The sequence below is a fragment of the Citrobacter sp. CK191 genome, from assembly GCF_030333435.1.
GTDB classification, from domain to species: Bacteria; Pseudomonadota; Gammaproteobacteria; order Enterobacterales; family Enterobacteriaceae; genus Citrobacter_B; species Citrobacter_B koseri.
This window is the reverse complement of record NZ_JAOWFX010000031.1, coordinates 849,094-874,491: the sequence shown is the minus strand read 5'-3', so window position 1 is coordinate 874,491 and position 25,398 is coordinate 849,094. Positions and strand designations below refer to the sequence as shown.

Annotated in this window: 25 protein-coding genes, 1 pseudogene and 1 other annotated feature; of the genes and pseudogenes, 11 read left to right on the top strand and 15 right to left on the bottom strand. The window is 53.3% G+C overall.

From position 1 onward, the window contains the following. Window positions 1-154 precede the first annotated feature (154 nt). The 4 genes from pdeR to osmB all read left to right on the top strand — a co-directional run bounded on the left by pdeR (window position 155) and on the right by osmB (window position 3,851). The gene (gene pdeR, locus OGV82_RS15800) at window positions 155-2,146 is read left to right on the top strand and encodes a cyclic di-GMP phosphodiesterase (RefSeq protein ID WP_047463555.1); all 1,992 of its coding nucleotides are present in this window, start codon (window positions 155-157) and stop codon (window positions 2,144-2,146) included. A gap of 183 nt (window positions 2,147-2,329) precedes the next feature. Further along, window positions 2,330-2,512: a YciZ family protein gene (locus tag OGV82_RS15795; protein WP_024130304.1), complete on the top strand. Its 183-nt coding sequence runs from the start codon at window positions 2,330-2,332 to the stop codon at window positions 2,510-2,512. Between the two features lie 88 nt (window positions 2,513-2,600). Beyond that, on the top strand, window positions 2,601-3,353 hold the full coding sequence (yciT, locus tag OGV82_RS15790) for a DNA-binding transcriptional regulator YciT (RefSeq protein WP_024130303.1): 753 nt from the start codon (window positions 2,601-2,603) through the stop codon (window positions 3,351-3,353). Window positions 3,354-3,632: 279 nt separating this feature from the next. After that, window positions 3,633-3,851: an osmotically-inducible lipoprotein OsmB gene (gene osmB / locus OGV82_RS15785; protein WP_012132246.1), complete on the top strand. Its 219-nt coding sequence runs from the start codon at window positions 3,633-3,635 to the stop codon at window positions 3,849-3,851. A gap of 112 nt (window positions 3,852-3,963) precedes the next feature. Here the strand turns inward: osmB and yciH are convergent, their stop codons facing one another. From yciH to pgpB, 5 genes are all read right to left on the bottom strand, one after another. Further along, the gene (gene yciH / locus OGV82_RS15780) at window positions 3,964-4,290 is read right to left on the bottom strand and encodes a stress response translation initiation inhibitor YciH (RefSeq protein ID WP_012132245.1); all 327 of its coding nucleotides are present in this window, start codon (window positions 4,288-4,290) and stop codon (window positions 3,964-3,966) included. Next, entirely contained in the window at window positions 4,290-5,027 is a 738-nt protein-coding gene (pyrF, locus tag OGV82_RS15775) for an orotidine-5'-phosphate decarboxylase (RefSeq protein ID WP_047463553.1), read from the bottom strand. Before pyrF ends, yciH begins: the two co-directional genes overlap by 1 nt. 189 nt (window positions 5,028-5,216) lie before the next feature. After that, window positions 5,217-6,386, bottom strand: a complete 1,170-nt coding sequence (gene lapB / locus OGV82_RS15770; RefSeq protein ID WP_012132243.1) for a lipopolysaccharide assembly protein LapB — start codon at window positions 6,384-6,386, stop codon at window positions 5,217-5,219. A 6-nt stretch (window positions 6,387-6,392) separates the two neighbouring features. Further along, window positions 6,393-6,701, bottom strand: coding sequence for a lipopolysaccharide assembly protein LapA (gene lapA / locus OGV82_RS15765; protein ID WP_047463550.1), 309 nt, complete (start codon window positions 6,699-6,701; stop codon window positions 6,393-6,395). A gap of 150 nt (window positions 6,702-6,851) precedes the next feature. Further along, entirely contained in the window at window positions 6,852-7,616 is a 765-nt protein-coding gene (gene pgpB, locus OGV82_RS15760) for a phosphatidylglycerophosphatase B (RefSeq protein ID WP_012132240.1), read from the bottom strand. A 187-nt stretch (window positions 7,617-7,803) separates the two neighbouring features. Between pgpB and ribA the strand changes: the two genes are divergently transcribed. After that, window positions 7,804-8,394: a GTP cyclohydrolase II gene (gene ribA / locus OGV82_RS15755; RefSeq protein ID WP_012132238.1), complete on the top strand. Its 591-nt coding sequence runs from the start codon at window positions 7,804-7,806 to the stop codon at window positions 8,392-8,394. 54 nt (window positions 8,395-8,448) lie between these two features. Here the strand turns inward: ribA and acnA are convergent, their stop codons facing one another. From acnA to topA, 6 genes are all read right to left on the bottom strand, one after another. Further along, complete coding sequence (acnA, locus tag OGV82_RS15750) at window positions 8,449-11,124, bottom strand: aconitate hydratase AcnA (RefSeq protein WP_047463548.1); 2,676 nt, start codon at window positions 11,122-11,124, stop codon at window positions 8,449-8,451. Between the two features lie 185 nt (window positions 11,125-11,309). Continuing rightward, the gene (gene ymiC / locus OGV82_RS15745; protein WP_223849120.1) at window positions 11,310-11,405 is read right to left on the bottom strand and encodes a small membrane protein YmiC; all 96 of its coding nucleotides are present in this window, start codon (window positions 11,403-11,405) and stop codon (window positions 11,310-11,312) included. 130 nt (window positions 11,406-11,535) lie between these two features. Then, window positions 11,536-11,706 carry a YciX family protein gene (locus OGV82_RS15740; protein ID WP_180961897.1) on the bottom strand — a complete coding sequence of 57 codons (171 nt, stop codon included), beginning with the start codon at window positions 11,704-11,706 and terminating at the stop codon, window positions 11,536-11,538. A gap of 3 nt (window positions 11,707-11,709) precedes the next feature. Continuing rightward, window positions 11,710-11,871 carry a YmiA family putative membrane protein gene (locus OGV82_RS15735; RefSeq protein ID WP_012132233.1) on the bottom strand — a complete coding sequence of 54 codons (162 nt, stop codon included), beginning with the start codon at window positions 11,869-11,871 and terminating at the stop codon, window positions 11,710-11,712. Between the two features lie 303 nt (window positions 11,872-12,174). Next, on the bottom strand, window positions 12,175-13,149 hold the full coding sequence (cysB, locus tag OGV82_RS15730; protein ID WP_012132231.1) for an HTH-type transcriptional regulator CysB: 975 nt from the start codon (window positions 13,147-13,149) through the stop codon (window positions 12,175-12,177). A 212-nt stretch (window positions 13,150-13,361) separates the two neighbouring features. Then, on the bottom strand, window positions 13,362-15,959 hold the full coding sequence (gene topA, locus OGV82_RS15725) for a type I DNA topoisomerase (RefSeq protein ID WP_047463544.1): 2,598 nt from the start codon (window positions 15,957-15,959) through the stop codon (window positions 13,362-13,364). 400 nt (window positions 15,960-16,359) lie between these two features. Here topA and OGV82_RS15720 point away from each other — a divergent pair, with 400 nt between their 5' ends. Then, window positions 16,360-16,611, top strand: a complete 252-nt coding sequence (locus OGV82_RS15720; RefSeq protein ID WP_003020616.1) for a YciN family protein — start codon at window positions 16,360-16,362, stop codon at window positions 16,609-16,611. A 155-nt stretch (window positions 16,612-16,766) separates the two neighbouring features. Here OGV82_RS15720 and sohB read toward each other — a convergent pair whose 3' ends face one another. Next, a complete protein-coding gene (gene sohB, locus OGV82_RS15715; RefSeq protein ID WP_047463542.1) occupies window positions 16,767-17,813 on the bottom strand; it encodes a protease SohB in 1,047 nt (348 codons plus the stop codon). Between the two features lie 237 nt (window positions 17,814-18,050). Here sohB and OGV82_RS15710 point away from each other — a divergent pair, with 237 nt between their 5' ends. Both OGV82_RS15710 and cobO read left to right on the top strand, forming a co-directional pair. Next, window positions 18,051-18,812 (top strand): YciK family oxidoreductase, encoded by a 762-nt coding sequence (locus OGV82_RS15710; protein WP_047463540.1) that lies wholly within the window; start codon window positions 18,051-18,053, stop codon window positions 18,810-18,812. Then, entirely contained in the window at window positions 18,809-19,399 is a 591-nt protein-coding gene (cobO, locus tag OGV82_RS15705; protein ID WP_012132224.1) for a cob(I)yrinic acid a,c-diamide adenosyltransferase, read from the top strand. Before OGV82_RS15710 ends, cobO begins: the two co-directional genes overlap by 4 nt. Window positions 19,400-19,490: 91 nt before the next feature. On the opposite strand, the gene rluB is transcribed toward cobO, so the two are convergent. The 3 genes and pseudogenes from rluB to rnm all read right to left on the bottom strand — a co-directional run bounded on the left by rluB (window position 19,491) and on the right by rnm (window position 21,964). Next, window positions 19,491-20,366 carry a 23S rRNA pseudouridine(2605) synthase RluB gene (gene rluB / locus OGV82_RS15700; protein ID WP_012132223.1) on the bottom strand — a complete coding sequence of 292 codons (876 nt, stop codon included), beginning with the start codon at window positions 20,364-20,366 and terminating at the stop codon, window positions 19,491-19,493. Window positions 20,367-20,466: 100 nt separating this feature from the next. Next, window positions 20,467-21,087, bottom strand: a complete 621-nt coding sequence (locus tag OGV82_RS15695; RefSeq protein ID WP_012132222.1) for an L-threonylcarbamoyladenylate synthase — start codon at window positions 21,085-21,087, stop codon at window positions 20,467-20,469. Continuing rightward, window positions 21,084-21,964 (bottom strand): annotated as a pseudogene (gene rnm, locus OGV82_RS15690) (RNase RNM). The gene OGV82_RS15695 and the pseudogene rnm overlap by 4 nt, the downstream one beginning before the upstream one ends. Window positions 21,965-22,099: 135 nt before the next feature. On the opposite strand from rnm, the gene trpL reads away from it, so the two are divergent. The 3 genes from trpL to trpD all read left to right on the top strand — a co-directional run bounded on the left by trpL (window position 22,100) and on the right by trpD (window position 25,396). Further along, complete coding sequence (trpL, locus tag OGV82_RS15685) at window positions 22,100-22,144, top strand: trp operon leader peptide (protein ID WP_012905981.1); 45 nt, start codon at window positions 22,100-22,102, stop codon at window positions 22,142-22,144. Then, window positions 22,121-22,215 (top strand) — a sequence feature (Trp leader region). Its footprint overlaps the gene before it by 24 nt. Before the next feature lie 23 nt (window positions 22,216-22,238). Next, on the top strand, window positions 22,239-23,801 hold the full coding sequence (locus OGV82_RS15680) for an anthranilate synthase component 1 (protein WP_047463534.1): 1,563 nt from the start codon (window positions 22,239-22,241) through the stop codon (window positions 23,799-23,801). Then, window positions 23,801-25,396: a bifunctional anthranilate synthase glutamate amidotransferase component TrpG/anthranilate phosphoribosyltransferase TrpD gene (gene trpD / locus OGV82_RS15675; protein WP_047463532.1), complete on the top strand. Its 1,596-nt coding sequence runs from the start codon at window positions 23,801-23,803 to the stop codon at window positions 25,394-25,396. Before OGV82_RS15680 ends, trpD begins: the two co-directional genes overlap by 1 nt. The last annotated feature ends 2 nt before the right edge of the window (window positions 25,397-25,398 follow it).

The window sequence follows — 25,398 nt, the reverse complement described above, 5'->3', positions numbered from 1 at the left end:
AATTATTTTTATCCGCTCGCTATGCTTTTTTCTGAATCTGGATTACATATAAATACATAAGTAAAACAATATGTTCAGCCATAATTACCTCGTACGAATCATGGCTAACCTTTCTCCTGAGGCTGTATGCGCTTTAAACGGGATGGTAAGCATCATGAAAGACGTTCTGGAGCCTGTTTCATTGTTTAGCGATTTGGGAACCCATAGCCCTTACTGGCGTTTATCGGATGACTGCGACACCCTGCGTTTATCCGCGACTGAGGCTGCCGACGCTGACCAGACCGTTGCGTTATCTTCCGAGCAGGCTGACCGCATCCGGGAGATGACCGTCATCACGTCAAGCCTGTTACTCACCCTTCCCGGTGAACATAATGCCGTTCCCGTGCAACTTGTCGGGCGAAAAATCAACAAGCGCGAATGGGCAGGAAACGTATCGGTCTGGCATGATGCGCCCTCAGATACGCAGGAGGCCGTTCTGGGACTTTCCTTTGCCGAGCAGGTGGTATCAGAGGCCAACTCAGCGATCGTGATCCTTGACAGCCGCGGGAATATCCAGCGTTTTAACCGTCTTTGCGAAGAATACACCGGGTTAAAAGAGCATGACGTCATTGGGCAAAGCGTCTTCAAATTATTTATGAGCCGGCGCGAAGCCGCAGCCTCCAGGCGCAACATCAGCGGTTTTTTCCGCAACGGCAACTCTTATGAGATCGAACGCTGGGTAAAGACCCGCAAAGGCCAGCGCCTGTTTCTGTTTCGGAATAAATTTGTCCATAGCGGCAGCGGTAAGAACGAAATCTTTTTAATCTGTTCAGGCACCGACATTACCGAGGAGCGGCGTACGCAGGAGCGTTTACGCGTACTGGCGAATACGGACACAATCACCGGGCTGCCTAACCGGAATGCCATTCATGAGCTGATTAACGATGCCATTGAAAACGCGGGCGACAATCAGGTTGGTATCGTCTATCTGGACCTGGACAACTTCAAAAGGGTGAACGACGCCTACGGGCATATGTTTGGAGACCAGCTGCTACAGGCCGTCTCGCTGGCGATCCTGAGTTGCCTTGAGGAGAATCAACTGCTGGCCCGCCTCGGCGGCGATGAGTTTATCGTTCTCGCCACGCAGACTTCGCAAGGGTCGCTGGAGGCCATGGCATCGCGAATTCTCACACGCTTGCGTCAACCCTTTCGCATTGGCCTTATCGAGGTGTATACCGGCTGTTCTATCGGTATCGCCCTTGCGCCGCAGCACGGGCATGACAGCGAAAGCGTGATTCGTAATGCGGATACCGCAATGTACACCGCGAAAGAAGGCGGACGTGGACAGTTTTGCGTGTTCTCTCCCGAGATGAACCAGCGCGTCTTTGAGTATCTTTGGCTGGACACCAATCTGCGCAAAGCGCTGGAAAACGATCAGCTCCTGATCCACTACCAGCCGAAGATGACCTGGCGCGGCGAAGTCCGCAGCCTCGAAGCGCTGGTGCGCTGGCAATCACCGGAACGCGGGTTAATTCCCCCGCTGGAGTTTATCTCCTACGCCGAAGAGTCTGGGCTGATTGTCCCGCTGGGGCGATGGGTGATGATGGATGTTGTACGGCAGGTCGCCAAATGGCGCAGCAAAGGCATCAACCTGCGCGTCGCGGTGAACGTATCCGCCCGCCAGCTCGCGGATCAAACTATTTTTACCGACCTGAAGCAGGTGCTTCATGAACTGAACTTCGAATATTGCCCGATTGATGTCGAACTGACAGAAAGCTGTTTGATTGAAAACGAAGAACTGGCGCTGACCGTCATCCAGCAATTCAGCCAGCTTGGCGCGCAGATACATCTGGACGATTTTGGCACCGGCTACTCGTCGCTTTCTCAGCTTGCCCGCTTCCCCATTGATGCGGTCAAGCTGGATCAGACGTTTGTCAGAGACATTCATAAGCGGTCGGTTTCGCAATCGTTAGTACGCGCGATCGTCGCCGTAGCGCAGGCGTTAAATCTACAGGTGATTGCGGAAGGCGTCGAAAGCGCAAAAGAAGATGCGTTTTTAACCAAGAATGGCGTCAACGAGCGCCAGGGGTTCCTGTTTGCCAAACCCATGCCCGCCGCCGCTTTTGAACGCTGGTACAAACGTTATCTGAATAAAAAGATGCGCTGAGGTGGGCAAAAAACAGGCGTTCGGGACAGAGTAAGAGACCTCTGGTAACAAACTTATCTGCATGTAATAACAGAATATATAATATTACCCAATGGTTTTGGCGAATCCTGTTTTTCCCCTTCTCTTTTGGCATTATTTTTTGCATCATGAAATTCATACATTTTTGACGTAAGGATGATAACCATGTCTGATATCGACGCCCAACGTGTTGCCGAACGCATTGATACCGTGCTGGATATCCTTGTTGCTGGCGATTACCACTCTGCCATCCACAACCTTGAAATTCTTAAAGCGGAGTTGTTAAGTCAGGTGAAAGAAGATACCGACGCCTCCTCGACGAAACCCCGGGCTCCGTGGGAGATCTAAGTGACGCGAGCTTTTCGTGGCACCTGACTCAGGAAACGCAGCATCCCTTATACTCCCCGGTACTGATACCGTTATAAAAATTAAAATTATGAATTCCCGACAACAATCAATTTTGCAAATGGTCATTGATAAAGGCCAGATGAGCGTGGCTGAACTGGCAAAAATCACCGGCGTCTCTGAAGTCACGATCCGACAGGATCTTAACACCCTGGAAAAACAGAGCTATCTGCGCCGTGCGCATGGTTTTGCCGTCTCGCTGGACAGCGATGACGTCGAAACGCGCATGATGACCAATTACACGCTCAAACGCGAACTGGCTGAATTTGCCGCATCACTGGTCAGCCCCGGCGAATCCGTATTTATTGAAAACGGCAGCAGCAATGCCCTGCTGGCCAGAACGTTAGCGGAACAAAAGGATGTCACCATTATTACGGTGAGTAGCTATATCGCTCACTTGCTCAAAGAGACGCCGTGCGAAGTGATCCTCCTTGGCGGAATCTACCAGAAAAAAAGTGAAAGTATGGTCGGGCCATTGACCCGCCAGTTTATCCAGCAGGTTCACTTCAGTAAGGCCTTCATCGGTATCGATGGCTGGCAGCCGGATACCGGTTTTACCGGACGGGACATGATGCGATCGGATGTGGTTAACGCCGTACTGGAAAAAGGCTCTGAAGCCATTGTTCTGACGGACAGCTCTAAATTCGGCGCAGTACATCCTTATACGCTGGGGCCGTTAACACGTTTTAGCCGCGTTATCACCGATTCCAGAATAAGTGCGGACCATCAAATGCAACTGGAACGCACCGGGCTGACGGTGAACATCATCGAACCTCGTGCCTGAGCGCATTGCAGATGATTTGCCAGATGGCAAATCATCTCTCCCCTCTGAGATTTTTCCGACAATCTAATTAAGACTATTTACCTGTTATTAACAGGGTAAAGTCGTAAAATTTATATTAGCGATATAACAGGAAGTGACTATCACCTGCGTGATTTTAAGCTGTTACCCCTGCGCAACAAGGTTTTGCGGACAGTCTCTTTAATGGCTTTAATGAACATCATTTTAGCTATAATTAAAGAGAACTTACTTCCGTGAATCAATTATTCAGGAGAAAGTATTATGTTTATGACGAGCAAAAAAATGACCGCCGCTGTTCTGGCAATTACCCTGGCGATGTCTCTGAGCGCTTGCTCTAATTGGTCTAAACGTGACCGTAACACTGCGATCGGTGCAGGGGCTGGGGCGTTGGGCGGTGCTATTTTAACTGACGGTAGCACGCTGGGTACGCTAGGCGGGGCTGCGGTAGGTGGTGTTATCGGCCATCAGGTAGGTAAATAATCTACGGTCGACCGGCTCGAAATAATAATACGGTAATTCTTTACAGGTCTTTACTCTAAATATACACAGTGAAATTTAAAGCCACGATAAATAACTATCGTGGCTTTTTTCATTAGCCGCCAGCCAGTTTAACTTTCATTCCTTTGGCTTCCAGTAATGATTTAATCAGATCGCGCTTATCGCCCTGAATTTCAATTATTCCCTCTTTAACCGCCCCACCGCAGCCGCATTTTTTCTTCAGCTCTGCGGCCAGTTTGGTCAGTTCAGCATCATCCATATCAATGCCGGTAACAAGGCACACACCCTTACCTTTCCGCCCGCTGGTCTGGCGCTGAATACGGACGATACCATCACCCTTTGGGCGTTCAACCGCCGCTTTCGGTTCGTCAATCCGGCCCGTTTCCGTGGAATAGACCAGACGGCTGTCAGAATTGTTCATCAGGCTCCCCGTTTCAGTGATGCATTAATGGCCTTCAGGGTTTGCGCAGGGTCAGCAGACTGCGTAACCGGTCGTCCTATAACCATATAGTCCACGCCCGCCGCCAGCGCCTGTTCCGGCGTCATGATACGGCGCTGATCGCCAGCGTCAGATCCCTGAGGGCGGATACCCGGCGTTACCAGCTTAAACTCTGTGCCAAATTCCTGCTTAAAGCGCACCGCTTCCTGCGCCGAGCAGACCACGCCATCCAGCCCGCAATTTTGCGTCAGGCGCGCCAGACGTTCCGCATGATCAGCCGGTGACAACGTCACGCCAAGATCCGCCAGATCGCTGGCTTCCATGCTGGTCAGTACCGTCACAGCAATCAGCAATGGCGCATCCTTACCCAGCGGCAGTAAGGCTTCGCGCGCTGCGGTCATCATTCGCGCCCCACCCGACGCATGGACGTTAACCATCCATACGCCCAGATCTGCCGCCGCCGCAACGGCATGTGCCGTGGTATTTGGAATATCATGAAATTTCAGGTCAAGAAAGATATCGAAGCCGCGCTGCTGCAAATCACGAACCAACTGCGGGCCGAACAGCGTGAACATCTCTTTGCCGACTTTCAGGCGGCAATCACGCGGGTCGATTCTGTCGACGAAAGCCAGCGCGTTATCACGATTATTGTAATCCAGAGCAACAACGACAGGAGAATCGGTAACAGCGCGGGAAGAAGATGAAGCAGTAAACGTCATGACCAGACCTTCTTGATGATGGGCACCGGGTGCGGCGCGAAATGGGTAAACGGCGTGCATTCTACCTGCGCAAGGGCAAAATGAACAGGCGCGATTATACCCCTGCGAGGCGATATTGCCCGGATGCCCGTGTGAGGGACAGGTAAAAATCAACAGTATGTTGTAACTAAAATGCAGACTTTTTTAAAACTACTGCCCGTCGAGGCCGCGAATAGGTTTAATCGTCGACCACGCCCGGCAGGAAGGACAATGCCAGTACATGGTATAGGCGGTAAACCCACACTTCTGGCAGCGATAACGCGGTTTGCTGCGCACCTGCTCACCGACCATATCACGCAGCACCATCAGGCTCTCTTTCGCGCGTCCTTCTTCTGCCTCATTGAGGTGATAATCCATCAGCTTATGAAACACCCGCATGGTCGGATGGCGCTGTAACTGGCGAGTGATATAGACCTGCGCAGTGTCGTGCCCTTCCCGCGCTTCCAGAATATCGGCAAGCATCAACTCAGCGGCGGCGCCGGTGTTTTCTTCCACGGCCCGACGTAAGAACTCCGCCCATTCATCATTTTTACCAAGCTGTTGATAGCACGTCTGCAACATCTCCAGCGTTTCACTGACCAGTTCTTTATCCTGGGAGATAACCCGCTGTAAGCTCTCCACCGCTTTGGCGTATTCCCCCTTTGCCATAAACACACGGCCCATCATGATAGAAACACGGGCGCTGTTTTTGTCTGCGGCGGCGCCTTTTTTCAGCAACGTCATGGCGCGATCCATATCATCGCAGCCCATCTGTTGCAGCGCCAGCTCACAATAGAAATGTGCGATCTCAATGCGCTGTTTGTCTTTGCCGAGCTTCACCAGCCGCTCAGCCACATCAATCGCTTTCTGCCAGTCGCTGGTCGCCTGATAAATTTGCAACAGCTGTTGCAACGCCCCTACGCGGAAATCCGTTTCATCCGTAAGCTGGTTGAACATATCTTCCGCCCGGTCATACAACCCGGCCGCCATGTAATCACGCCCCAGTTGCTGCACAGCCAGCAGACGCTGCTCATAAGTCAGCGACGCGCTTTCCATTAAGGTCTGGTGGATGCGGATGGCGCGGTCTACTTCACCGCGAGAGCGAAACAGGTTTCCAAGAGTGAGATGAGCCTCAACGGTGCCGGTATCCTCTTTCAGCATGTCGAGGAACAGATCCACCGCTTTATCCTGTTGGTTGCTCAGGAGGAAGTTAACCCCCGCCACATAGTCGCGAGAAAGACGGTTAGCTTCGTCCTGTTTTGTTTGTTGCGCACTTCTGCGACCCATATACCAGCCATAGGCTGCCGCTACAGGTAAAAGCAGAAACAACAACTCCAGCATAAATGATTATTCCTTCACAACCGACGAATCGGCAGATACCGCAACGTCGGTCGCAGGCGAAAGCTGGTTTTCCAGTCGTTTGATTTTACGTTCGGCACGCACCAGGGAGACGCGAACACGCAGCCAGAACAGGCCGCAAATTAGCCAACCAATAGCAAAGCCTGCGGCAAATAAAACGGCAAGCAACGTAGAAATACGGTACTCCCCTTGAGCCAGCAGGTAATTAAACGTTACCTGTTGATCGTTCTGCGCGCCCAATGTCACCGAAATAACAAAAATCGCCAACACCAGTAAGAAAATGAGTAAATATTTCACATTACTTCCCGTTATGTGGTTTGAGCGAATAAATCGTGTTCAACTTACCGCATTCAGCCCTTTAAATTACCATTTTCGCGACGCGCGCGAAACGGAAAAGCGTTCTGTCCACTCATGATTTAAGGGCAAATTACGGAAAATCAACCACCGTCAACGTTCTTGCTCCCGCTGCGCTATCTCGCGAGCCTCTTCAACGGGTGGCGTAAGCGGCCCGCAAATGCGCTGAGCAAGCCAAGTCGCCAGCGTCACCAGAAGCCAGGATATCAACGTCGCGACAACTAAATCACGCGGCCAATGCATACCCAACAACAGGCGACTGCCCATAACACTTGTCGCCCAGACTAACAAAATCGCAATCGTAAGGGTACGCCTGCGCGGCCATAATAGTCCTACCGCCAACAACGCCCAACTTGCGGCAAACAGGGTATGCCCGGAAGGAAACGCGAATCCGGTCTCTTTTTGCCAGTGTTGACGCAGAAAAGCCGGAATATCCTGCTGCCCGGACAGCTGTTCTTTGACTAAGTGCCCGCGTTCTTTACGTTTTAAAGTGTAGAACTCATCAACGGGAATATGGTGCGTTTTTTCCAGCCAAATAACAAAGGGGCGGGGTTCCTGCACCCGCTCCTTCACCAGCGATTTTACCCCCTGCCCCAGCAGGATCGCACCGGCCAGAATAGCAAAAAGCATCATTGCGGCTTTCAGGCGAAATCTCAGGCACCAAAGAAACCAGGCGCACAGAAGCACATGCGTAATAATTCCCCACGGCTGCGTCACCGTTTCTGTCACCCAGTATAAGGATTTTAACCACCAGACCGAGTGTCCGGGTTGCCAGTTCCAGCCTGAAATCCATACGCTAACCGGCATCACAAGCAACAGAGCAGCGCCTACGGTTGTGCGCTTCGCAATCGAAAGCATGACCTCTCCTTTCGTCGATAAGTGCCACAATCATAACTGAAAACCTGGCGTGCCGGAAAATTGACAAATTTGTGCCATTCCAAAAGCGATCGCACGGCAGCGATTAGGTGAAGTCCGCCGCCTTATGGCAAAATAGAAACATACAGAAGCCAATTGGCGATGACACCAGCATTATCTGGAGAAATACATGCAGCTTAAACGAGTGGCAGAAGCCAAACTGCCAACCCCATGGGGCGATTTCCTGATGGTGGGATTTGAAGAACTGGCAACCGGACACGACCACGTCGCGCTGGTTTATGGCGATATCTCTGGTCAAACCCCTGTCCTGGCTCGCGTCCATTCAGAATGTCTGACCGGCGACGCATTGTTTAGTCTGCGCTGCGATTGTGGTTTTCAGTTAGAGGCGGCGCTGACGCATATCGCGGAAGAAGGTCGCGGTATTCTGCTCTACCACCGTCAGGAAGGACGTAATATTGGCCTGCTCAATAAGATTCGCGCCTACGCGTTGCAGGATCAGGGTTACGATACCGTGGAAGCCAACCATCAGTTGGGGTTTGCCGCCGATGAGCGTGATTTCACCCTGTGTGCCGATATGTTTAAACTGCTGGGCGTCGATGAAGTCCGTCTGCTGACCAATAACCCGAAGAAAGTCGAAATTCTGACGGAAGCAGGTATCAATATTGTTGAGCGCGTACCGCTGATTGTTGGCCGTAACCCAAATAACGAACACTATCTGGATACCAAAGCCGCTAAGATGGGGCATTTATTGGGTAAATAAATTTTTGCTATTAAAGGCCTGATGAGCACCGCGCCATCAGGCCTTTTTTATGTCTTAATGCAACATATTACGAATCACATAATGCAGAATGCCGTCATTCTGGTAGTAGGTTAATTCAGTTGCGGTATCGATACGGCACCGGCACGAAATCACCTCTGTGCTGCCATCCACTTTGGTTAACGTCACCGGAATGGCGGCGCCAGGCTTCAGGTTTTGCAAACTGGCAATATCAATTGTCTCCTCACCGGTTAACCCGAGCGTTTTACGCGTAACGCCCTGCGGGAACTCCAGCGGTAGAATCCCCATACCAATCAGGTTTGAACGGTGAATACGTTCAAACGACTCGGCAATCACGACGCGAATACCCAGCAAACGCGGGCCTTTGGCCGCCCAGTCACGGCTGGAACCGGAACCGTACTCTTTACCCGCAATCACCGCCAGCGGCGTTTTCTCCTGCTGATACAGCATCGCTGCATCATAGATGGAGATCACCTCCGTCCCCGGCAAATGTCGGGTCATTCCCCCTTCAACGCCGGGAACCATTTCGTTGCGGATACGAATATTCGCGAACGTACCGCGCATCATCACTTCATGGTTTCCACGGCGCGAACCGTAGGAGTTGAAGTCCCGACGCTCAACGCCATGATTCTGCAAATAGCGCCCTGCCGGGCTGTCCGCCTTTATGCTGCCCGCCGGAGAGATATGGTCAGTGGTGACGGAATCACCCAGCATGGCCAGAATACGGGCGCCATGAATATCCTCCACCGGATCGGGTTGAACCTGCATTTCGTCAAAGAACGGCGACAAGCGGATATAGGTGGAGTCATCCTGCCATCCATAGGTGTCTGAGCGATCAACATTGATCGCTTTCCATTCCGGCGTCCCTTCAAAAACCTCGGCATACTCTTTGTGGAACATTTCCGACGACACCAGTTCAACGGCGCGGGCGATCTCCTGCGCGGAAGGCCAGATATCCTTCAGATAAACCGGGTCGCCTTTGCGATCGTGGCCCAGCGGCTCTTTCGCCAGGTTAATATTCATATTGCCCGCCAGCGCATAGGCGACAACCAGCGGCGGCGACGCCAGCCAGTTGGTTTTCACCAGCGGATGGATTCGGCCTTCAAAGTTACGGTTGCCGGAAAGTACCGCGCCCACCGTCAAGTCGCCCTTTTTGATTGCCGTTTCGATAGGCTCCGGCAGTGGGCCGGAGTTACCAATACAGGTGGTGCACCCATACCCCACCAGATTAAAGCCAAGCTCATCAAGATAAGGCGTGAGTTTCGCCTGCGCCAGGTAATCCGAGACCACTTTCGATCCCGGCGCCAGCGAGGCTTTCACCCACGGCTGCCGTTTCAGTCCCAGCGTTACCGCTTTTTTCGCCAGCAAACCGGCGGCCATCAGCACACTGGGGTTTGAAGTATTGGTACAGGAGGTGATAGCCGCAATCACGACAGCGCCGTCCGGGAGCTGGTATTGATGGCCGTTCATAACATAATCGATTGGCTGCCGGTCTTTTTGCGCGGTGTTCAGTTCCAGCTCCGTGCTCGCGGCGAAGGCTTTCGGCACATCCGCCAGCGCAACCCGATCCTGCGGGCGCTTCGGCCCGGCAAGGCTCGCCTCGACATCCCCCATATCCAGTTCCAGCGAACTGGTGAAAACAGGTTCATCGCCAGGGTTTCGCCACATCCCCTGCGCTTTGGCATAGGTTTCGACCAGCTCAACCTGCTCCTCGCTACGGCCGCTTAAACGCATATATTCGAGGGTGATGCCGTCAATCGGGAAGAAGCCGCAGGTCGCGCCATATTCCGGCGACATGTTTGCTATCGTCGCGCGATCGGCCAATGGCAAGGAGTCCAGACCGTCGCCGTAGAATTCAACGAATTTACCAACGACGCCGTGTTTACGCAGCATCTGGGTCACGGTCAGCACCAGGTCGGTCGCGGTGATACCTTCACGCAGCTTACCGGTCAACTTGAAGCCAACAACATCGGGAATGAGCATTGAGACCGGCTGTCCCAGCATCGCGGCTTCCGCTTCAATCCCCCCGACGCCCCATCCCAGCACGCCAAGGCCGTTGATCATCGTGGTGTGGGAGTCGGTGCCGACCAGCGTGTCCGGGTATGCAACCCACTCTCCCGCCTGCAATTCGCTCCAGACGGCCTTGCCAAGGTATTCCAGGTTCACCTGGTGGCAGATCCCGGTACCTGGCGGCACCACGCTGAAGCGACTAAAAGCCTGTTGCCCCCATTTCAGGAACACATAACGCTCGTGGTTGCGTTCCATTTCCAGACGCACGTTCTCTTCGAAAGCGTCATCATCGCCAAAGCGATCGACCGTTACCGAGTGGTCAATAACAAGGTCTACCGGGGATAGTGGATTCACTTTCGCAGTATCCCCGCCGAGGCGTTTGACCGCTTCGCGCATGGCGGCCAGATCCACCACCGCCGGGACACCGGTAAAATCCTGCATTAATACACGGGCGGGTCGATAGGCAATTTCGCGGTCGGCATGGGCTTTTTTCAGCCACCCGGCTAACGCCTGAATATCTTCTTCGGTAACAGAGTCACCGTCCTGCCAGCGCAGCAGGTTTTCAAGCAGAACTTTTAGCGACTTGGGCAAGCGGGTAATATCGCCCAGTTTTTTGGCAGCCAGGGGCAGACTGTAGTAATGATAGGTTTTGTCTTTGGCCTGCAACGTGTCCTTACTGGCTTCTCGTAGGGTTGACGACATAGCTCCTCCTTAATAACAGGGTTGGATACCCTGACTCTCCTCAGGGTTAGTATTAAAGATAACACAAACAGAATGTAACGTTTTGATAACAACCCAAATTGATAAAAGAGGAGAAACCTTACGGACGGGAATCGGCATGCGCAGGCCCGATGACGTTGCGCCATCGGGCATTTACCGGCATACGATCAGAAAGAGACAATCCAGATAAGTTGAGCCCAGAACAAGAGCGATACTGAGAACGCCCCAATCCATGACCAATATTTAAGATTCACAGTTTGCATAGGCTACACCGACATTTGTTTAATACTTTATGCTGAGATTTACTCAGCGCTTATTGCTGTGGTGTATAAGGAAATACAGTACGGGATGTTAATGACCTGTACTGGAAATGATGATTAAAAAAATCGCCAATTATTGTTTCTGTTGCTCATCTTCAGCGAATGAATCAATAAATGCCTGTTGCTGTTGTGTGAGTTTCCAGGATTCTGGAATATTCGTCACACATTCGCTCCGCGCTTCCTTCACGCTATCACGAGGCTGGCGTGCTAGCGTTGAGGGTTGCTGATGTTCCTGCGAAACCATGACTTACCCCCACACTTGCCAGATAACCAGCGCAATCACAACCCAGAACAGCGCAGAGCCGAGGAATACCGCCAGCCATGCTTTGCGTTTAAGCTCGGGGTCCCTGCGGGGTTCCTGGTTTCCAGAAGGCATTGCTAACCTCATACAATCGGCATCACTTATCATTTCAGCACCAAACAATCGGTACAATTAATCATCAGATGAGACAAATCCTAAAGAAACTTTAGTCAAAAATCCAGTGAATTTACGAATCGTTTCCCATGAATAAATCAATCTTTTGACCGGAAATAAATATTTGAAAGGCGGAATTTGCGAGGCGGGTAATTCGAAACTACTTTACTGGCGCTTTTCCATGAATACCATGCAGGTAATATGATCGCAGAAAAAACGAAAACCATAATCCATAAATTTAGTGGTTATTCAGGTATCTCCTCATGTCTGGAGATACCTGAAAACTCACGCGCGTGATTACTTTTCCGGTAATTTAATATCGTTAAACATGGCTTCAATTTCTTCGTTAGAACGCAGGGCCACGGCGGTATCCACAACATCGCGCGTCAGATGCGGCGCAAAGCGTTGAATAAAGTCGTACATATAGCTGCGTAAAAACGTGCTGCGGCGAAAACCAATTTTCGTGGTGCTATGGCTGAAAATATCATGCGCATCGACACGCACCAGATCCGGGTCGGAAATTGGATCGACGGCCATGCTGGCAATCACCCCAACCCCCAGGCCAAGCCGGACGTATGTTTTTATCACGTCCGCATCGGTTGCCGTAAAGACAATACGCGGCGTCAGCCCGGCGCGATTAAACGCGGTATCCAGCTCGGAGCGCCCGGTAAAGCCAAAGGTGTAGGTCACCAGCGGATACTGTGCCAGTTCCTCAATCGTCACCGATGATTTAGCGGCCAGCGGGTGCTCTGGCGTGACGACGATAGAGCGATTCCAGTGGTAGCATGGCAGCATCACCAGATCGTCATACAGGTGCAGCGCTTCAGTGGCGATAGCGAAGTCGGCATTCCCTTTCGAAACCGCTTCCGCGATTTGCGTGGGCGACCCCTGATGCATATGCAATGAAACGCGAGGATAGCGCTCAATAAAGCCCTTGATCACATTTGGCAGCGCATAGCGCGCCTGAGTGTGCGTGGTGGCAATATACAGAGAACCTTTATCCGGCCAGGTGTGTTCGCCCGCCACGGACTTGATGGCATCGACTTTGGACAACACTTCGCGCGCAATGCGAATAATTTCCTGCCCCGCTGGCGTCACCTGCGTCAGGTGTTTACCGCTACGCGCAAAAATCTGGATGCCAAGCTCATCTTCCAGCATACGAACTTGCTTACTGATACCCGGCTGGGAGGTGTAAAGCCCTTCGGCGGTGGAAGAGACATTAAGGTTGTGATTAACCACCTCAACAATGTAGCGAAGCTGCTGTAATTTCATGTTAAACCATCCAGATTAGCGCCGTCATGTCATCGTTTGATAAGCAGCACGTCACGCGCTGCTAATACGATTTAATAATAAAAAAGTCGTTAACTATAACCACTATATCATTTATATCAGAGCTGTATAGATGCGAAGAAAAAATAATAAGCCCGGAATAAAAAAGGGCCGCTTGCGCGACCCCTCTTAAGTGAAATTCAGCCAGGTGACTGTTATTTCTTACCTTCTACCCACTTGCCATCAACGAAGAATGCGGACCATCCCGTCGCTTTCCCGTCTTTTTCAGCGGCAACATACTGCTGTTTCGTCTTACGGCTAAAACGCACCAGCGTCTTATTGCCTTCCGGGTCCTGCTGCGGCGCATCGGCCAGATAACGCAGTTTTTCCGGCAGACGGTCGCGGAAGCGGTACAACTCTTCCACTAACGGCGCACGTGTTTCACGCGATTTAGGGAAGGTATTCGCCGCGAGGAAGATCCCTGCGGCGCCGTCACGCAGCACGAAATACGCGTCCGATTTCTCGCACGGCAGTTCCGGCAACGGCACCGGATCTTCTTTCGGCGGCGCGACTTCACCGTTACGCAGAATCTTACGGGTATTTTTACATTCGTCGTTGGTACAGGCCATGTACTTACCAAAACGCCCCATTTTCAGGTGCATTTCAGAGCCACATTTTTCGCACTCAACGATCGGGCCGTCATAACCTTTAATACGGAACTCGCCCTCTTCGATTTCGTAACCGTCGCAGGTCGGGTTATTACCGCAGACATGCAGCTTGCGTTTCGGATCGATCAGGTAGCTGTCCATTGCGGTGCCGCATTTCTGGCAACGACGTTTTGCACGCAAAGCGTTGGTTTCCGCATCATCGCCTTCCAGTACGTTCAGCACTTCATTTTCCGGCACCAGGTTGATGGTGGTTTTGCAGCGCTCTTTCGGCGGCAGCGCATAGCCGGAACATCCCAGGAACACGCCGGTGCTGGCGGTGCGAATTCCCATTTTGCGCCCGCATGTCGGGCAGTCAATGCTGGTCAGCACCATCTGGTTAGGACGCATTCCGCCCTCTTCAGGATCTTTCTCCGCTTTATCAAGCTGCTGAGTAAAATCGCTGAAGAAGTTATCAAGCACGTTTTTCCACTCGGCTTCGTGGCTGGCCACCTTGTCGAGGCGGTCTTCCATCTGGGCGGTGAAATCGTAGTTCATCAGCTCGCGGAAGTTTTCTTCCAGTCGATCGGTGACAATCTCACCCATTTTTTCAGCATAGAAGCGACGGTTTTCCACGCGGACATAACCGCGATCCTGAATGGTCGAGATGATCGACGCATAGGTGGATGGACGACCAATACCGCGTTTTTCCAGCTCTTTAACCAGCGATGCTTCACTGAAGCGCGCCGGTGGTTTGGTGAAGTGCTGCGCCGGGGTCAGTTCAACCAGCGTCAACACATCGCCTTTATTCACCGCAGGCAACGTCCGGTCTTCATCGCCTTTACGCAGCGCAGGCATGACTTTCGTCCAGCCGTCGAAACGCAGAATGCGGCCACGCGCTTTCAGACGGAAATCACCCGCACCGACCGTCAGCGTGGTGGAATCGTACTGGGCTGGCGTCATCTGACAGGCGACAAACTGACGCCAGATCAGCTGATACAGTTTCTGCGCATCCGCTTCCATATCCTTCAGCGCTTCGGCCATCACCGCGACATCAGAAGGACGGATCGCTTCGTGCGCTTCCTGTGAATTTTCTTTGCTGGCGTACTGGTTCGGGTTCTCCGGCAGGTATTTCTTGCCGAAGCTATCGCTGATATAACCGCGAACCATGTTTACCGCATCCTGGCTCAGGTTGGTGGAGTCAGTACGCATGTAGGTGATGTAGCCCGCTTCGTACAAGCGCTGCGCCATCATCATGGTTTTTTTCACGCCAAAGCCCAGACGCGTGCTCGCCGCCTGTTGCAGCGTCGACGTGATAAACGGCGCGCCAGGCTTGCTGCTGGTCGGTTTATCTTCACGCTCCAGTACGCTGTAACGCGCTTTTTCCAGCAGGCTGACCGCCGCCAGCGTTTGCTCGCGGTTAACCGGACGGAACGGTTTATCATTCTGGTGCGTAACGTCAAGCGGCAAGGCATCGCCAGAAGGCGTTGTTGTGCTGGCGTTCACTTCCCAGAACTCTTCCGGTACGAACGCTTTGATGTCACGTTCGCGTTCAACAACCAGACGCACGGCAACGGACTGTACGCGGCCTGCCGACAGGCCTCGCGCAATTTTTTTCCACAGCAATGGCGATACCATATAGCCCACAACGCGGTCCATAAAGCGGCGCGCCTGCTGCGCGTTAACACGGTCGATATTCAGTTCGCCTGGCTTATCAAACGCCTGGCGAATCGCGTTTTTGGTTATTTCGTTAAACACCACGCGGCTATAGCGCGTGTCATCACCCCCGATCACTTCCCGCAGGTGCCAGGCAATGGCTTCCCCTTCGCGGTCAAGGTCGGTTGCGAGATAGATGTGGTCGGCTTTTTCAGCCAATTGTTTCAGTTCAGAGACGACCTTCTCTTTACCGGGCAGCACTTCATACTGCGCATCCCAGTTATGCCAAGGGTCAACCCCCATTCGGTTGACGAGAGCGCCACGTTCATCCTTTTTGGGCTTTTTAGCCGTTTTGGTGGAGGTAGAGTCGGCGCTCTTTTTAGCTGCTGAGCCACTGGTCGGCAAATCACGGATATGACCGACGCTGGACTTAACCACGTAATCATTACCCAGATACTTGTTGATCGTTTTGGCTTTTGCCGGGGACTCAACGATGACAAGAGCTTTACCCATATTCACCTTTACCTAAATTGATTCTTCCTGGAATGCGTCGCACGTTGATTCACCTTCCACTGGCGACGAGACACCGATATGGTCTCTGTGTCGGCGGATATCAACCCCTTGTACTGACTCGGTGCGCGAAACGTGATCCTCAGGTGACTGAGTTAACAGGCTTTTTAGCACACAAGCGCTATAGCACGACGGAATTTTGGTCGAATGTCAAGCAAATCTGTTGCCAGATTGACGAAAGCGTCACACTGTACCTGATAAAATTCGTTACGCAACTTTATTAGCATGCAAAAACAAATCTCGCCAGTAACAGCACCTTTACAAGACCTTCGTGTTTATCAGGGAATATTTGCCCATAAGCAGCGCCCGGCGTAGACTAATGTCCTTGTTTAAGGAGTAAATAATGCATAAAGACACCCAACCTATCGATCGTGAAACACTGCTGATTGAAGCCAACAAAATCATTCGTGAGCATGAGGACACGCTGGCGGGGATTGTCGCCACCGGTGTGACGCAACGAAACGGCGTGCTGGTCTTCAGTGGCGATTACTTTTTAGACGAGCAAGGATTACCGACGCCAAAAAGCACCGCCGTGTTTAATATGTTTAAACATCTGGCGCATGTGCTTTCTGAGAAGTATCACCTGATCGATTAACGCAGGAAAGGTTTTGCCGGATGGCGGCTACGCCTTATCCGGCCTACAAAACAGTCCGCAGGCCCGGTAAGCGTTAGCGCCACCGGGCTCCTTATCCGGCCTACAAAACAGTCCGTAGGCCCGGTAAGCGTTAGCGCCACCGGGCAATGAAAATTTTACATCAGCGGTTTTTGTCCGCGCTGCCACCAGCGTAGCAACAAACGATCGGCGCTTTCTGCGGCGCTACCCGTAAACCGATCCATCAATTTCTTACGCTGCATAAAGCGAACGTTGAACACCTCATAACCGTCCATCAAGCGGAGAATGACGTCATCACTGGTGTTGATTTCGTCCACCAGACCTTTCTCCAGCGCCTGTTGGCCATACCAGTGCTCGCCTGTGGCCACCAGTTCGATATCCAGCACAGGGCGCATCTGCTGCACAAAATGCTTAAACAGGTGATGGGTTTCATTCAGATCTTCACGGAATTTCTGACGCCCTTCCTCCGTGTTCTCACCAAGCAGCGTTAGCGTGCGCTTATACTGGCCCGCCGTGTGCAACTCAATATCGATATCCTTCCCTTTCAAAAAGCGATTAAAGTTAGGGATTTGCGCTACAACGCCAATAGAGCCGACAATCGCAAACGGCGCCGAAACAATTTTGTCGGCCACACAGGCCATCATGTAACCGCCGCTGGCGGCGACTTTGTCCACTGTTACCGTCAACGGGATCTGCTTATCGCGCAGACGCTGCAATTGCGAAGCCGCCAGGCCATAGCCATGCACAACGCCGCCGGGACTTTCCAGACGCACGACCACCTGATCCTGCGGTTTAAACGCCGCTAACACCGCCGTCACCTCCTCACGCAGCGCGCTGACTTCGTGGGCATCCATACTGCCTTTAAAATCCAGCACCCAGGCACGAGGTTTCTCCGTCGCGGCATTTCCCCCCTGCTTTGCTTTCGCTTTCGCCGCTTTTGCCTCCAGCTTCAGCTTCTTTTTCTGCGCTTTATGCCAGAGTTTTTGTTGATGACCGTCCATCAGCGCCGTCGCCAGATCGTCCTTCATCTCTTTATATTGTTCGCTGAGATTCGTTACCCGCAGCTCCCCACGCTGGCGTTTACGCTGGGCAGCATTCACGATCAGCATCACAATGACGGCGATTGCCACCACGACAGTGACGATTTTTGCCAAAAACAACCCATATTCAGACAACAATTCCACGAGTCCCACCTTGGTTAAACAACGCTATTTTGGCTCAGTGTACAACAGGCGTGTTAGCCCGTCTCGTTTGATCCTGCGTTGCGGTTACTGGGTGAAAAGTATGACAAAGTGTTCATTTTTCGGCGTTATCGCCGTTGACTGATTGAAATGACGCGGGCTTTCAGGCATAAAGCCGAAAAGTTAAAGAGAAGATAAGACAACTGGCAGGGTGACCCAACGCGTCGCCGAGGAGTAGCCGTGCATTACCAACCTAAACAAGATCTACTGCAAAATCGCATTATTCTGGTCACTGGCGCCAGTGATGGCATTGGTCGCGAAGCCGCGCTCACCTACGCGCGCTACGGCGCAAACGTTATTTTGCTGGGTCGAAATGAAGAAAAACTGCGTCAGGTCGCACAGACTGTCGCCGAAGATACAGGCGCATTGCCACAGTGGTTTACGCTGGATCTACTGACCTGCACCGCTGAAGAGTGCCACCAGTTAGGCCAGCGGATTGCGGCGCACTATCCACGACTGGATGGCGTTCTGCATAACGCCGGGTTATTGGGCGATATCTGCCCAATGAGCGAACAAAATCCGCACGTCTGGCAGGATGTTATGCAAGTTAACGTCAATGCGACATTCATGCTGACCCAGGCGCTGCTTCCTTTATTACTTAAATCCGACGCCGGTTCGCTGGTCTTTACCTCATCAAGCGTCGGTCGTCAGGGACGCGCCAACTGGGGCGCTTACGCCACCTCTAAATTCGCCACCGAAGGCATGATGCAGGTACTGGCGGACGAATACCAGAACCACCCCTTACGTGTAAATTGCATCAACCCAGGCGGCACGCGCACGAGTATGCGCGCCAGCGCCTTCCCTACGGAAGATCCGCAGAAGTTAAAAACGCCCGCCGATATCATGCCCCTCTATTTGTGGCTGATGGGCGACGACAGTCGCCGTAAAACCGGTATGACTTTTGATGCCCAGCCGGGCCGTAAACCAGGAATCGCCCAATGACTGAAGAACGCTACCAACAACGCCAGCAGCGTGTGAAAGATCGGGTCGACGCCCGCGTTGCGGCGGCGCAGGACGAACGCGGCATCATCATCGTGTTTACCGGCAACGGTAAAGGCAAAACCACGGCGGCATTCGGCACCGCAACGCGCGCCGTCGGCCACGGTAAAAAAGTGGGCGTGGTGCAGTTCATTAAAGGCACATGGCCTAACGGCGAGCGCAATCTGCTGGAGCCCCACGGCGTGGAATTTCAGGTGATGGCGACCGGGTTCACCTGGGAAACGCAAAATCGCGAAACCGACACCGCAGCCTGTATGGCTGTCTGGGAACATGGCAAACGTATGCTGGCGGACCCAACGTTGGATATGGTCGTGCTGGATGAACTGACCTACATGGTGGCGTATGACTATCTGCCGCTTGAAGAGGTCATCAATGCCTTAAATGCCCGTCCGCAGAATCAGACGGTGATTATTACCGGTCGCGGTTGTCATCGCGATATTCTGGAACTGGCCGACACGGTCAGCGAGCTGCGTCCGGTCAAACATGCTTTTGAAGCGGGCGTAAAGGCCCAGATGGGAATTGATTATTAGGAAACGGTGCCGGATGACGGCGTAAACGCTTTATCCGGCCTACAGGCAAAACGTAGACCCGGTAAGCGTAAGCGCCACCGGGCATTCAGCATCAACCGTTGTTGTTACGACCGCCTGAACGACGACCGCCGCCAACCTGGCTGTGACGCTTCACCGCACGGCGAATCTGGTTCGCCTTCATACGACGTCGGTCTTTCTCGACGGCCACTTTGGAGGTGGTTTCCGGCGCCAGCTGCACCAGTTCACGCAGATAGTTGGTCTGCGCCAGATCCAGTTCAGTCCAGCCACCGCGCGGCAGCCCTTTCGGCAATGGAATATCACCATAGCGCACGCGGATCAGTCGGCTAACCTGCACGCCAACCGCTTCCCACAGACGACGTACCTCACGGTTACGCCCTTCGGTCAGCGTGACGTTGTACCACTGGTTAATGCCCTCACCACCGCTGAATTTGATGGTCTTAAACGCCGCCGGGCCATCTTCCAGTTGAACGCCACGACTCAGGTCACGCAGCTTGGCGTCATCAACCTGACCAAATACGCGCACGGCGTATTCACGCTCAACTTCACGACTCGGGTGCATCAGACGGTTCGCCAGTTCGCCATCCGTCGTGAACAACAGCAAACCGCAGGTATTCACATCCAGACGACCTACGGCAATCCAGCGCGCGCCGCGCAGTTTCGGTAAGCGATCAAAAACGGTAGGACGACCTTCCGGGTCGTTACGGGTACACAGCTCACCTTCTGGTTTGTAATAGGCCAGAACGCGACAAATTTGTTCCGCAGACTCTTTCACCGAGATCAGATGACCATCGATACGGATTTTCAGACCCGGCGTGATTTCAACGCGATCGCCAAGCGTGGCGATTTTGCCGTCAACGCTTACGCGGCCTGCTTCAATAATGGATTCAATTTCACGGCGAGAACCGTGGCCAGCGCGAGCCAGCACTTTTTGTAACTTTTCGCTCATAGAGCTTCCTTCAGGTGTCGCCTTCACAGGCGTCGAACAGGAGAATCAACGGCGCTTTACAGCGCCATTTTAAGGCCGCGTAGTATACAGAGTTGCGCCCTTATAAGAAAGGTTTAACGTCACCAACGCCTTCGCGCAAGACAACCGGAGAATCATCGGTTAAATCAATCACCGTGGTCGGTTGCTGGCCGAGGTAACCGCCGTGAATGATCAAATCGACCTGTTTTTCCAGGCGGTCTTTGATCTCTTCCGGGTCGGACTCGGTAAATTCGCTGCCGGGCAGCATCAGCGAGGTGGAGAGCATCGGTTCGCCCAGCGCTTCCAGCAGTGCCAGCGCGATCGGGTTCGACGGCACGCGCAGACCGATTGTTTTCCGTTTTTCCTGTAACAGGCGGCGCGGCACGTCTTTCGTTCCCTTCAGGATAAAAGTGTAGTTGCCCGGCGTATTGTTTTTAATTAAGCGAAAAGCAACGTTATCGACAAACGAATAGGTCGATAACTCAGACAGATCCCGACACATCAGCGTGAAGTTATGCCCGTCCGGCAGGTGGCGAATGCGGCAGATGCGCTCCATCGCCCCTTTATCTTCGATTTTACAACCCAGCGCATAGCCGGAATCGGTTGGATAAACAATCACCCCACCTTTACGCACAATTTCAACCGCCTGATTGATCAGCCGTTGTTGCGGGTTTTCAGGATGAATATAAAAAAACTGGCTCATACTTCCCTCACTGTGGTGTTTGTGGCTCTTCCCACAGCTGCCATACGCCTTCGACGCCTGCTGGCAGCCAGAGCTTGCGACCCAGTTCAATCCACGGGCACGGCTGATGAAAATCAGAGCCTTGTGATGCCCATAAATGGTGCTGGCGCGCATAGGTCGCCAGTTGGGTTCGCTCATTGGGCGACTGCTGGCATTGCGCCACTTCCATCGCATCACCGCGATGCAGCGCAAAATACGCAATCAACCTTTTCAGCCACTTAGCGCTAAGGTCGTAGCGGCCCGGATGGGCCAATACTGCCTTACCGCCAGAATGATGAATCACATCAATAGCTTGTTCTATTGTACACCACTGTGGCGGAACGTATCCGGTTTTCCCACGCGCAAGGTATTTTTTAAAAACATCGGCAATGCTCCCGGCTTTGCCGCACTCCACCAGAAAACGGGCGAAATGCCCGCGCGTCACGGCCCCACCGTCAGCAAGCCGCAAAGCGCCTTCCCACGCCCCTGGAATATGCGCTTTCTCCAGACGCTCGGCAATCAGACGCGCACGCTGCTGACGACGTTCGGTTTGTTCCGCCAGGAACGCGCACATCGCCGGATGCGCAATGTCGATATTCAGACCCACAATATGGATCTCATGATTTTCCCAGACAGTTGAAATTTCCACGCCAGGAATCAGGTTCAGGGCAAGCCCGGAACGTGAAATTTCTTCTCTTGCCGCCGGAATAGCGGCTGTGGTGTCATGATCGGTGATCGCCAGTGTGCCGACTCGCATCTCTACCGCACGATGTACTAACGCTTCTGGCGTTAACCGACCATCGGACGCCGTTGTATGACTGTGCAGGTCGTAAATCACTGCGTAATTCGTGTCGCTCAAGGCGGCTCCCGTCTTAATAAATGTTCTTTCACAAACATCATAACGGTTCCGGCAAATATACTGAAATCAGGTGTTGACTTTATTTCATCGAACTAGTTAACTAGTACGCAAGTTCACATGAAGAAGGTATCTGAGATGAAAGCAACATTCGTACTGCACGGTTGGTGGCGCACTTCCTGATTTCGGGCAGTGTATGACGTCTGCAATAAGCAACCAGATACCCGGCCCGCCAGATGAGCGGGCTTTTTTTTGAACAGAATGAATGAGAATAACGATGCAAATACAAAAACCAACACTCGAATTGCTTTCCTGCAATGCCGCCTACCGTGAGAACCCGACGGCGTTGTTCCATCAGGTTTGTGGCGACCGCCCGGCAACGCTGCTGCTGGAATCTGCTGATATCGACAGTAAAAATGATCTGAAAAGCCTGTTGTTGGTCGATAGCGCGCTGCGCATTACCGCTTTGGGTGACACTGTCACTATCGAAGCGTTAACGGATAACGGTGCATCCCTGCTCCCGCTGCTGGATGCCGCGCTGCCTGCGGGCGTTGAAAATGCAGCGCAGCCCGGCAGCCGGAAGCTGCGCTTTCCCGCAGTAAGCCCGCTGTTAGATGAGGATGCGCGTCTGTGTTCGCTGTCGGTATTTGACGCATTCCGTCTGTTGCAGAACCTGGTGAATGTGCCTGCTGAAGAGCGCGAAGCCATGTTTTTCGGCGGTTTGTTTGCCTATGACCTGGTGGCGGGATTTGAAGCGTTACCGCAACTGGAAGCCGGTAATCGCTGCCCGGATTACTGTTTCTATCTGGCGGAAACGCTGATGGTGATTGACCATCAGAAGAAAAGCACCCGTATTCAGGCAAGCCTCTTTACCGATAATGAAGCGGAAAAACAGCGTCTGACGGCGCGCCTCGCGCAGCTGACGCAGCAATTAACCGAACCCGCGCCGCCGTTGCCCGTTACGCCAGTGCCGCAAATGCGCTGCGAATGCAGCCAGAGCGACGAAGAGTTTGGCGCCGTTGTGCGTACCATGCAGAAAGCGATTCGCGCAGGAGAGATTTTCCAGGTGGTGCCTTCCCGCCGCTTCTCATTACCCTGCCCGTCACCGCTGGCGGCCTATTACGTACTGAAAAAGAGCAACCCAAGTCCATACATGTTCTTTATGCAGGATAACGATTTCACCCTGTTTGGCGCCTCCCCGGAAAGCTCGCTGAAGTACGACGCGACCAGTCGCCAGATTGAGATATACCCCATCGCCGGCACGCGCCCGCGCGGTCGCCGTGCCGATGGCTCGCTGGATCGCGATCTCGACAGCCGCATTGAGCTGGAGATGCGCACCGACCATAAAGAGCTGTCTGAACACCTGATGCTGGTCGATCTGGCGCGTAATGATCTGGCGCGCATTTGTACTCCCGGCAGCCGCTACGTTGCCGACCTGACGAAAGTCGATCGTTATTCGTTCGTTATGCACCTGGTGTCCCGCGTGGTGGGTGAATTACGCAGCGATCTGGATGTGCTGCATGCTTACCGCGCCTGTATGAATATGGGCACGCTGAGTGGCGCGCCAAAAGTTCGCGCCATGCAGCTTATCGCCGGTGCCGAAGGGCGTCGTCGCGGCAGTTATGGCGGTGCGGTGGGCTACTTCACCGCGCATGGCGATCTCGATACCTGCATTGTGATTCGCTCTGCTCTGGTGGAAGACGGCATCGCCACCGTGCAGGCCGGTGCCGGAATCGTGCTGGATTCTGTTCCGCAGTCTGAAGCCGACGAAACCCGTAATAAAGCGCGCGCGGTTCTGCGTGCTATTGCCACCGCGCACCATGCACAGGAGATTTTCTAATGGCTGACATTCTGCTGCTCGATAACATCGACTCTTTTACTTACAACCTGGCAGATCAGCTACGGGCCAACGGCCACAATGTGGTGATTTACCGTAACCATATCCCGGCGCAGACCTTAATCGACCGTCTTGCGACGATGAAAAACCCGGTGCTGATGCTTTCCCCTGGACCAGGCGTCCCCAGCGAAGCCGGTTGTATGCCGGAGTTGTTGACCCGCCTGCGCGGCAAGCTGCCCATTATCGGCATCTGCCTCGGACACCAGGCGATTGTTGAAGCCTACGGTGGTTACGTCGGTCAGGCGGGCGAGATTCTCCACGGCAAAGCGTCGAGCATTGAACATGACGGACTGGCGATGTTTGCCGGCCTTGTGAACCCGCTGCCGGTTGCTCGTTATCACTCTCTGGTGGGCAGCAACGTGCCTGCGGGGCTGACGATTAACGCCCATTTTAACGGCATGGTGATGGCGGTACGTCACGACACGGATCGCGTCTGTGGTTTTCAGTTCCACCCGGAGTCCATTCTTACTACGCAAGGTGCGCTGTTGCTGGAACAAACGCTGGCCTGGGCGCAACAAAAACTGGAGCCGACCAATACGCTGCAACCGATTCTGGAAAAATTGTACCAGGCGCAAACCATGACCCAGCAGGAAAGCCACCAGCTTTTCTCTGCCGTGGTCCGTGGCGAACTGAAGCCAGAACAACTGGCGGCGGCGCTGGTCAGTATGAAAGTGCGTGGCGAACATCCGAATGAAATCGCTGGCGCCGCTACCGCGCTGCTGGAAAATGCCGCGCCATTCCCGCGCCCGGACTATCTGTTTGCCGATATTGTCGGCACCGGCGGTGATGGCAGCAACAGCATCAATATCTCCACCGCCAGCGCCTTTGTGGCGGCGGCCTGTGGACTGAAGGTGGCCAAACATGGCAACCGCAGCGTCTCCAGTAAATCCGGTTCGTCCGATCTACTGGCGGCATTCGGTATCAATCTGGATATGAACGCCGATAAATCGCGTCAGGCGCTGGACGACCTGGGCGTCTGCTTCCTGTTCGCACCGAAATACCATACCGGTTTCCGTCATGCGATGCCGGTTCGCCAGCAGCTTAAAACCCGCACCTTGTTCAATGTGCTGGGGCCGCTGATCAACCCGGCTCACCCGCCGCTGGCGCTGATTGGCGTCTACAGCCCGGAGCTGGTGCTGCCCATTGCCGAAACTCTGCGGGTACTGGGTTATCAGCGTGCGGCGGTGGTTCACAGCGGCGGTATGGATGAAGTGTCGCTGCATGCGCCAACCATTGTGGCTGAACTGCACGATGGTGAAATCAAGAGCTACCAGCTCACGGCGGAAGACTTCGGCCTCACCCCGTATCACCAGGAACAGCTGGCAGGCGGCACACCGGAAGAAAACCGTGACATTCTCACCCGCTTGTTACAAGGTAAAGGTGAAGCCGCTCACGAGGCCGCTGTCGCTGCGAATGTCGCCATGTTAATGCGCCTGCATGGTAAGGAAGATTTAAAGGCTAATGCGCAAACTGTGATTGATGTACTGCGCAGTGGCGCAGCTTATGACCGGGTTACCGCACTGGCGGCAAGAGGGTAAAT

Bases quoted from the DNA above. Each gene is read 5' to 3' on its own strand.
- OGV82_RS15680 (WP_047463534.1), top strand. From the start codon at position 22,239: ATGCAAATACAAAAACCAACACTCGAATTGCTTTCCTGCAATGCCGCC.
- yciH (WP_012132245.1), bottom strand. From the start codon at position 4,290: ATGAACAATTCTGACAGCCGTCTGGTCTATTCCACGGAAACGGGCCGG.
- lapB (WP_012132243.1), bottom strand. From the start codon at position 6,386: ATGCTGGAGTTGTTGTTTCTGCTTTTACCTGTAGCGGCAGCCTATGGC.
- ymiC (WP_223849120.1), bottom strand. From the start codon at position 11,405: ATGCAAACTGTGAATCTTAAATATTGGTCATGGATTGGGGCGTTCTCA.
- osmB (WP_012132246.1), top strand. From the start codon at position 3,633: ATGTTTATGACGAGCAAAAAAATGACCGCCGCTGTTCTGGCAATTACC.
- yciT (WP_024130303.1), top strand. From the start codon at position 2,601: ATGAATTCCCGACAACAATCAATTTTGCAAATGGTCATTGATAAAGGC.
- acnA (WP_047463548.1), bottom strand. From the start codon at position 11,124: ATGTCGTCAACCCTACGAGAAGCCAGTAAGGACACGTTGCAGGCCAAA.
- OGV82_RS15695 (WP_012132222.1), bottom strand. From the start codon at position 21,087: ATGAGCCAGTTTTTTTATATTCATCCTGAAAACCCGCAACAACGGCTG.
- OGV82_RS15740 (WP_180961897.1), bottom strand. From the start codon at position 11,706: ATGGTTTCGCAGGAACATCAGCAACCCTCAACGCTAGCACGCCAGCCT.
- trpD (WP_047463532.1), top strand. From the start codon at position 23,801: ATGGCTGACATTCTGCTGCTCGATAACATCGACTCTTTTACTTACAAC.
- OGV82_RS15795 (WP_024130304.1), top strand. From the start codon at position 2,330: ATGTCTGATATCGACGCCCAACGTGTTGCCGAACGCATTGATACCGTG.
- OGV82_RS15720 (WP_003020616.1), top strand. From the start codon at position 16,360: ATGCATAAAGACACCCAACCTATCGATCGTGAAACACTGCTGATTGAA.
- cysB (WP_012132231.1), bottom strand. From the start codon at position 13,149: ATGAAATTACAGCAGCTTCGCTACATTGTTGAGGTGGTTAATCACAAC.
- topA (WP_047463544.1), bottom strand. From the start codon at position 15,959: ATGGGTAAAGCTCTTGTCATCGTTGAGTCCCCGGCAAAAGCCAAAACG.
- pyrF (WP_047463553.1), bottom strand. From the start codon at position 5,027: ATGACGTTTACTGCTTCATCTTCTTCCCGCGCTGTTACCGATTCTCCT.
- rluB (WP_012132223.1), bottom strand. From the start codon at position 20,366: ATGAGCGAAAAGTTACAAAAAGTGCTGGCTCGCGCTGGCCACGGTTCT.
- pgpB (WP_012132240.1), bottom strand. From the start codon at position 7,616: ATGCTTTCGATTGCGAAGCGCACAACCGTAGGCGCTGCTCTGTTGCTT.
- cobO (WP_012132224.1), top strand. From the start codon at position 18,809: ATGACTGAAGAACGCTACCAACAACGCCAGCAGCGTGTGAAAGATCGG.
- pdeR (WP_047463555.1), top strand. From the start codon at position 155: ATGAAAGACGTTCTGGAGCCTGTTTCATTGTTTAGCGATTTGGGAACC.
- OGV82_RS15735 (WP_012132233.1), bottom strand. From the start codon at position 11,871: ATGATAAGTGATGCCGATTGTATGAGGTTAGCAATGCCTTCTGGAAAC.
- ribA (WP_012132238.1), top strand. From the start codon at position 7,804: ATGCAGCTTAAACGAGTGGCAGAAGCCAAACTGCCAACCCCATGGGGC.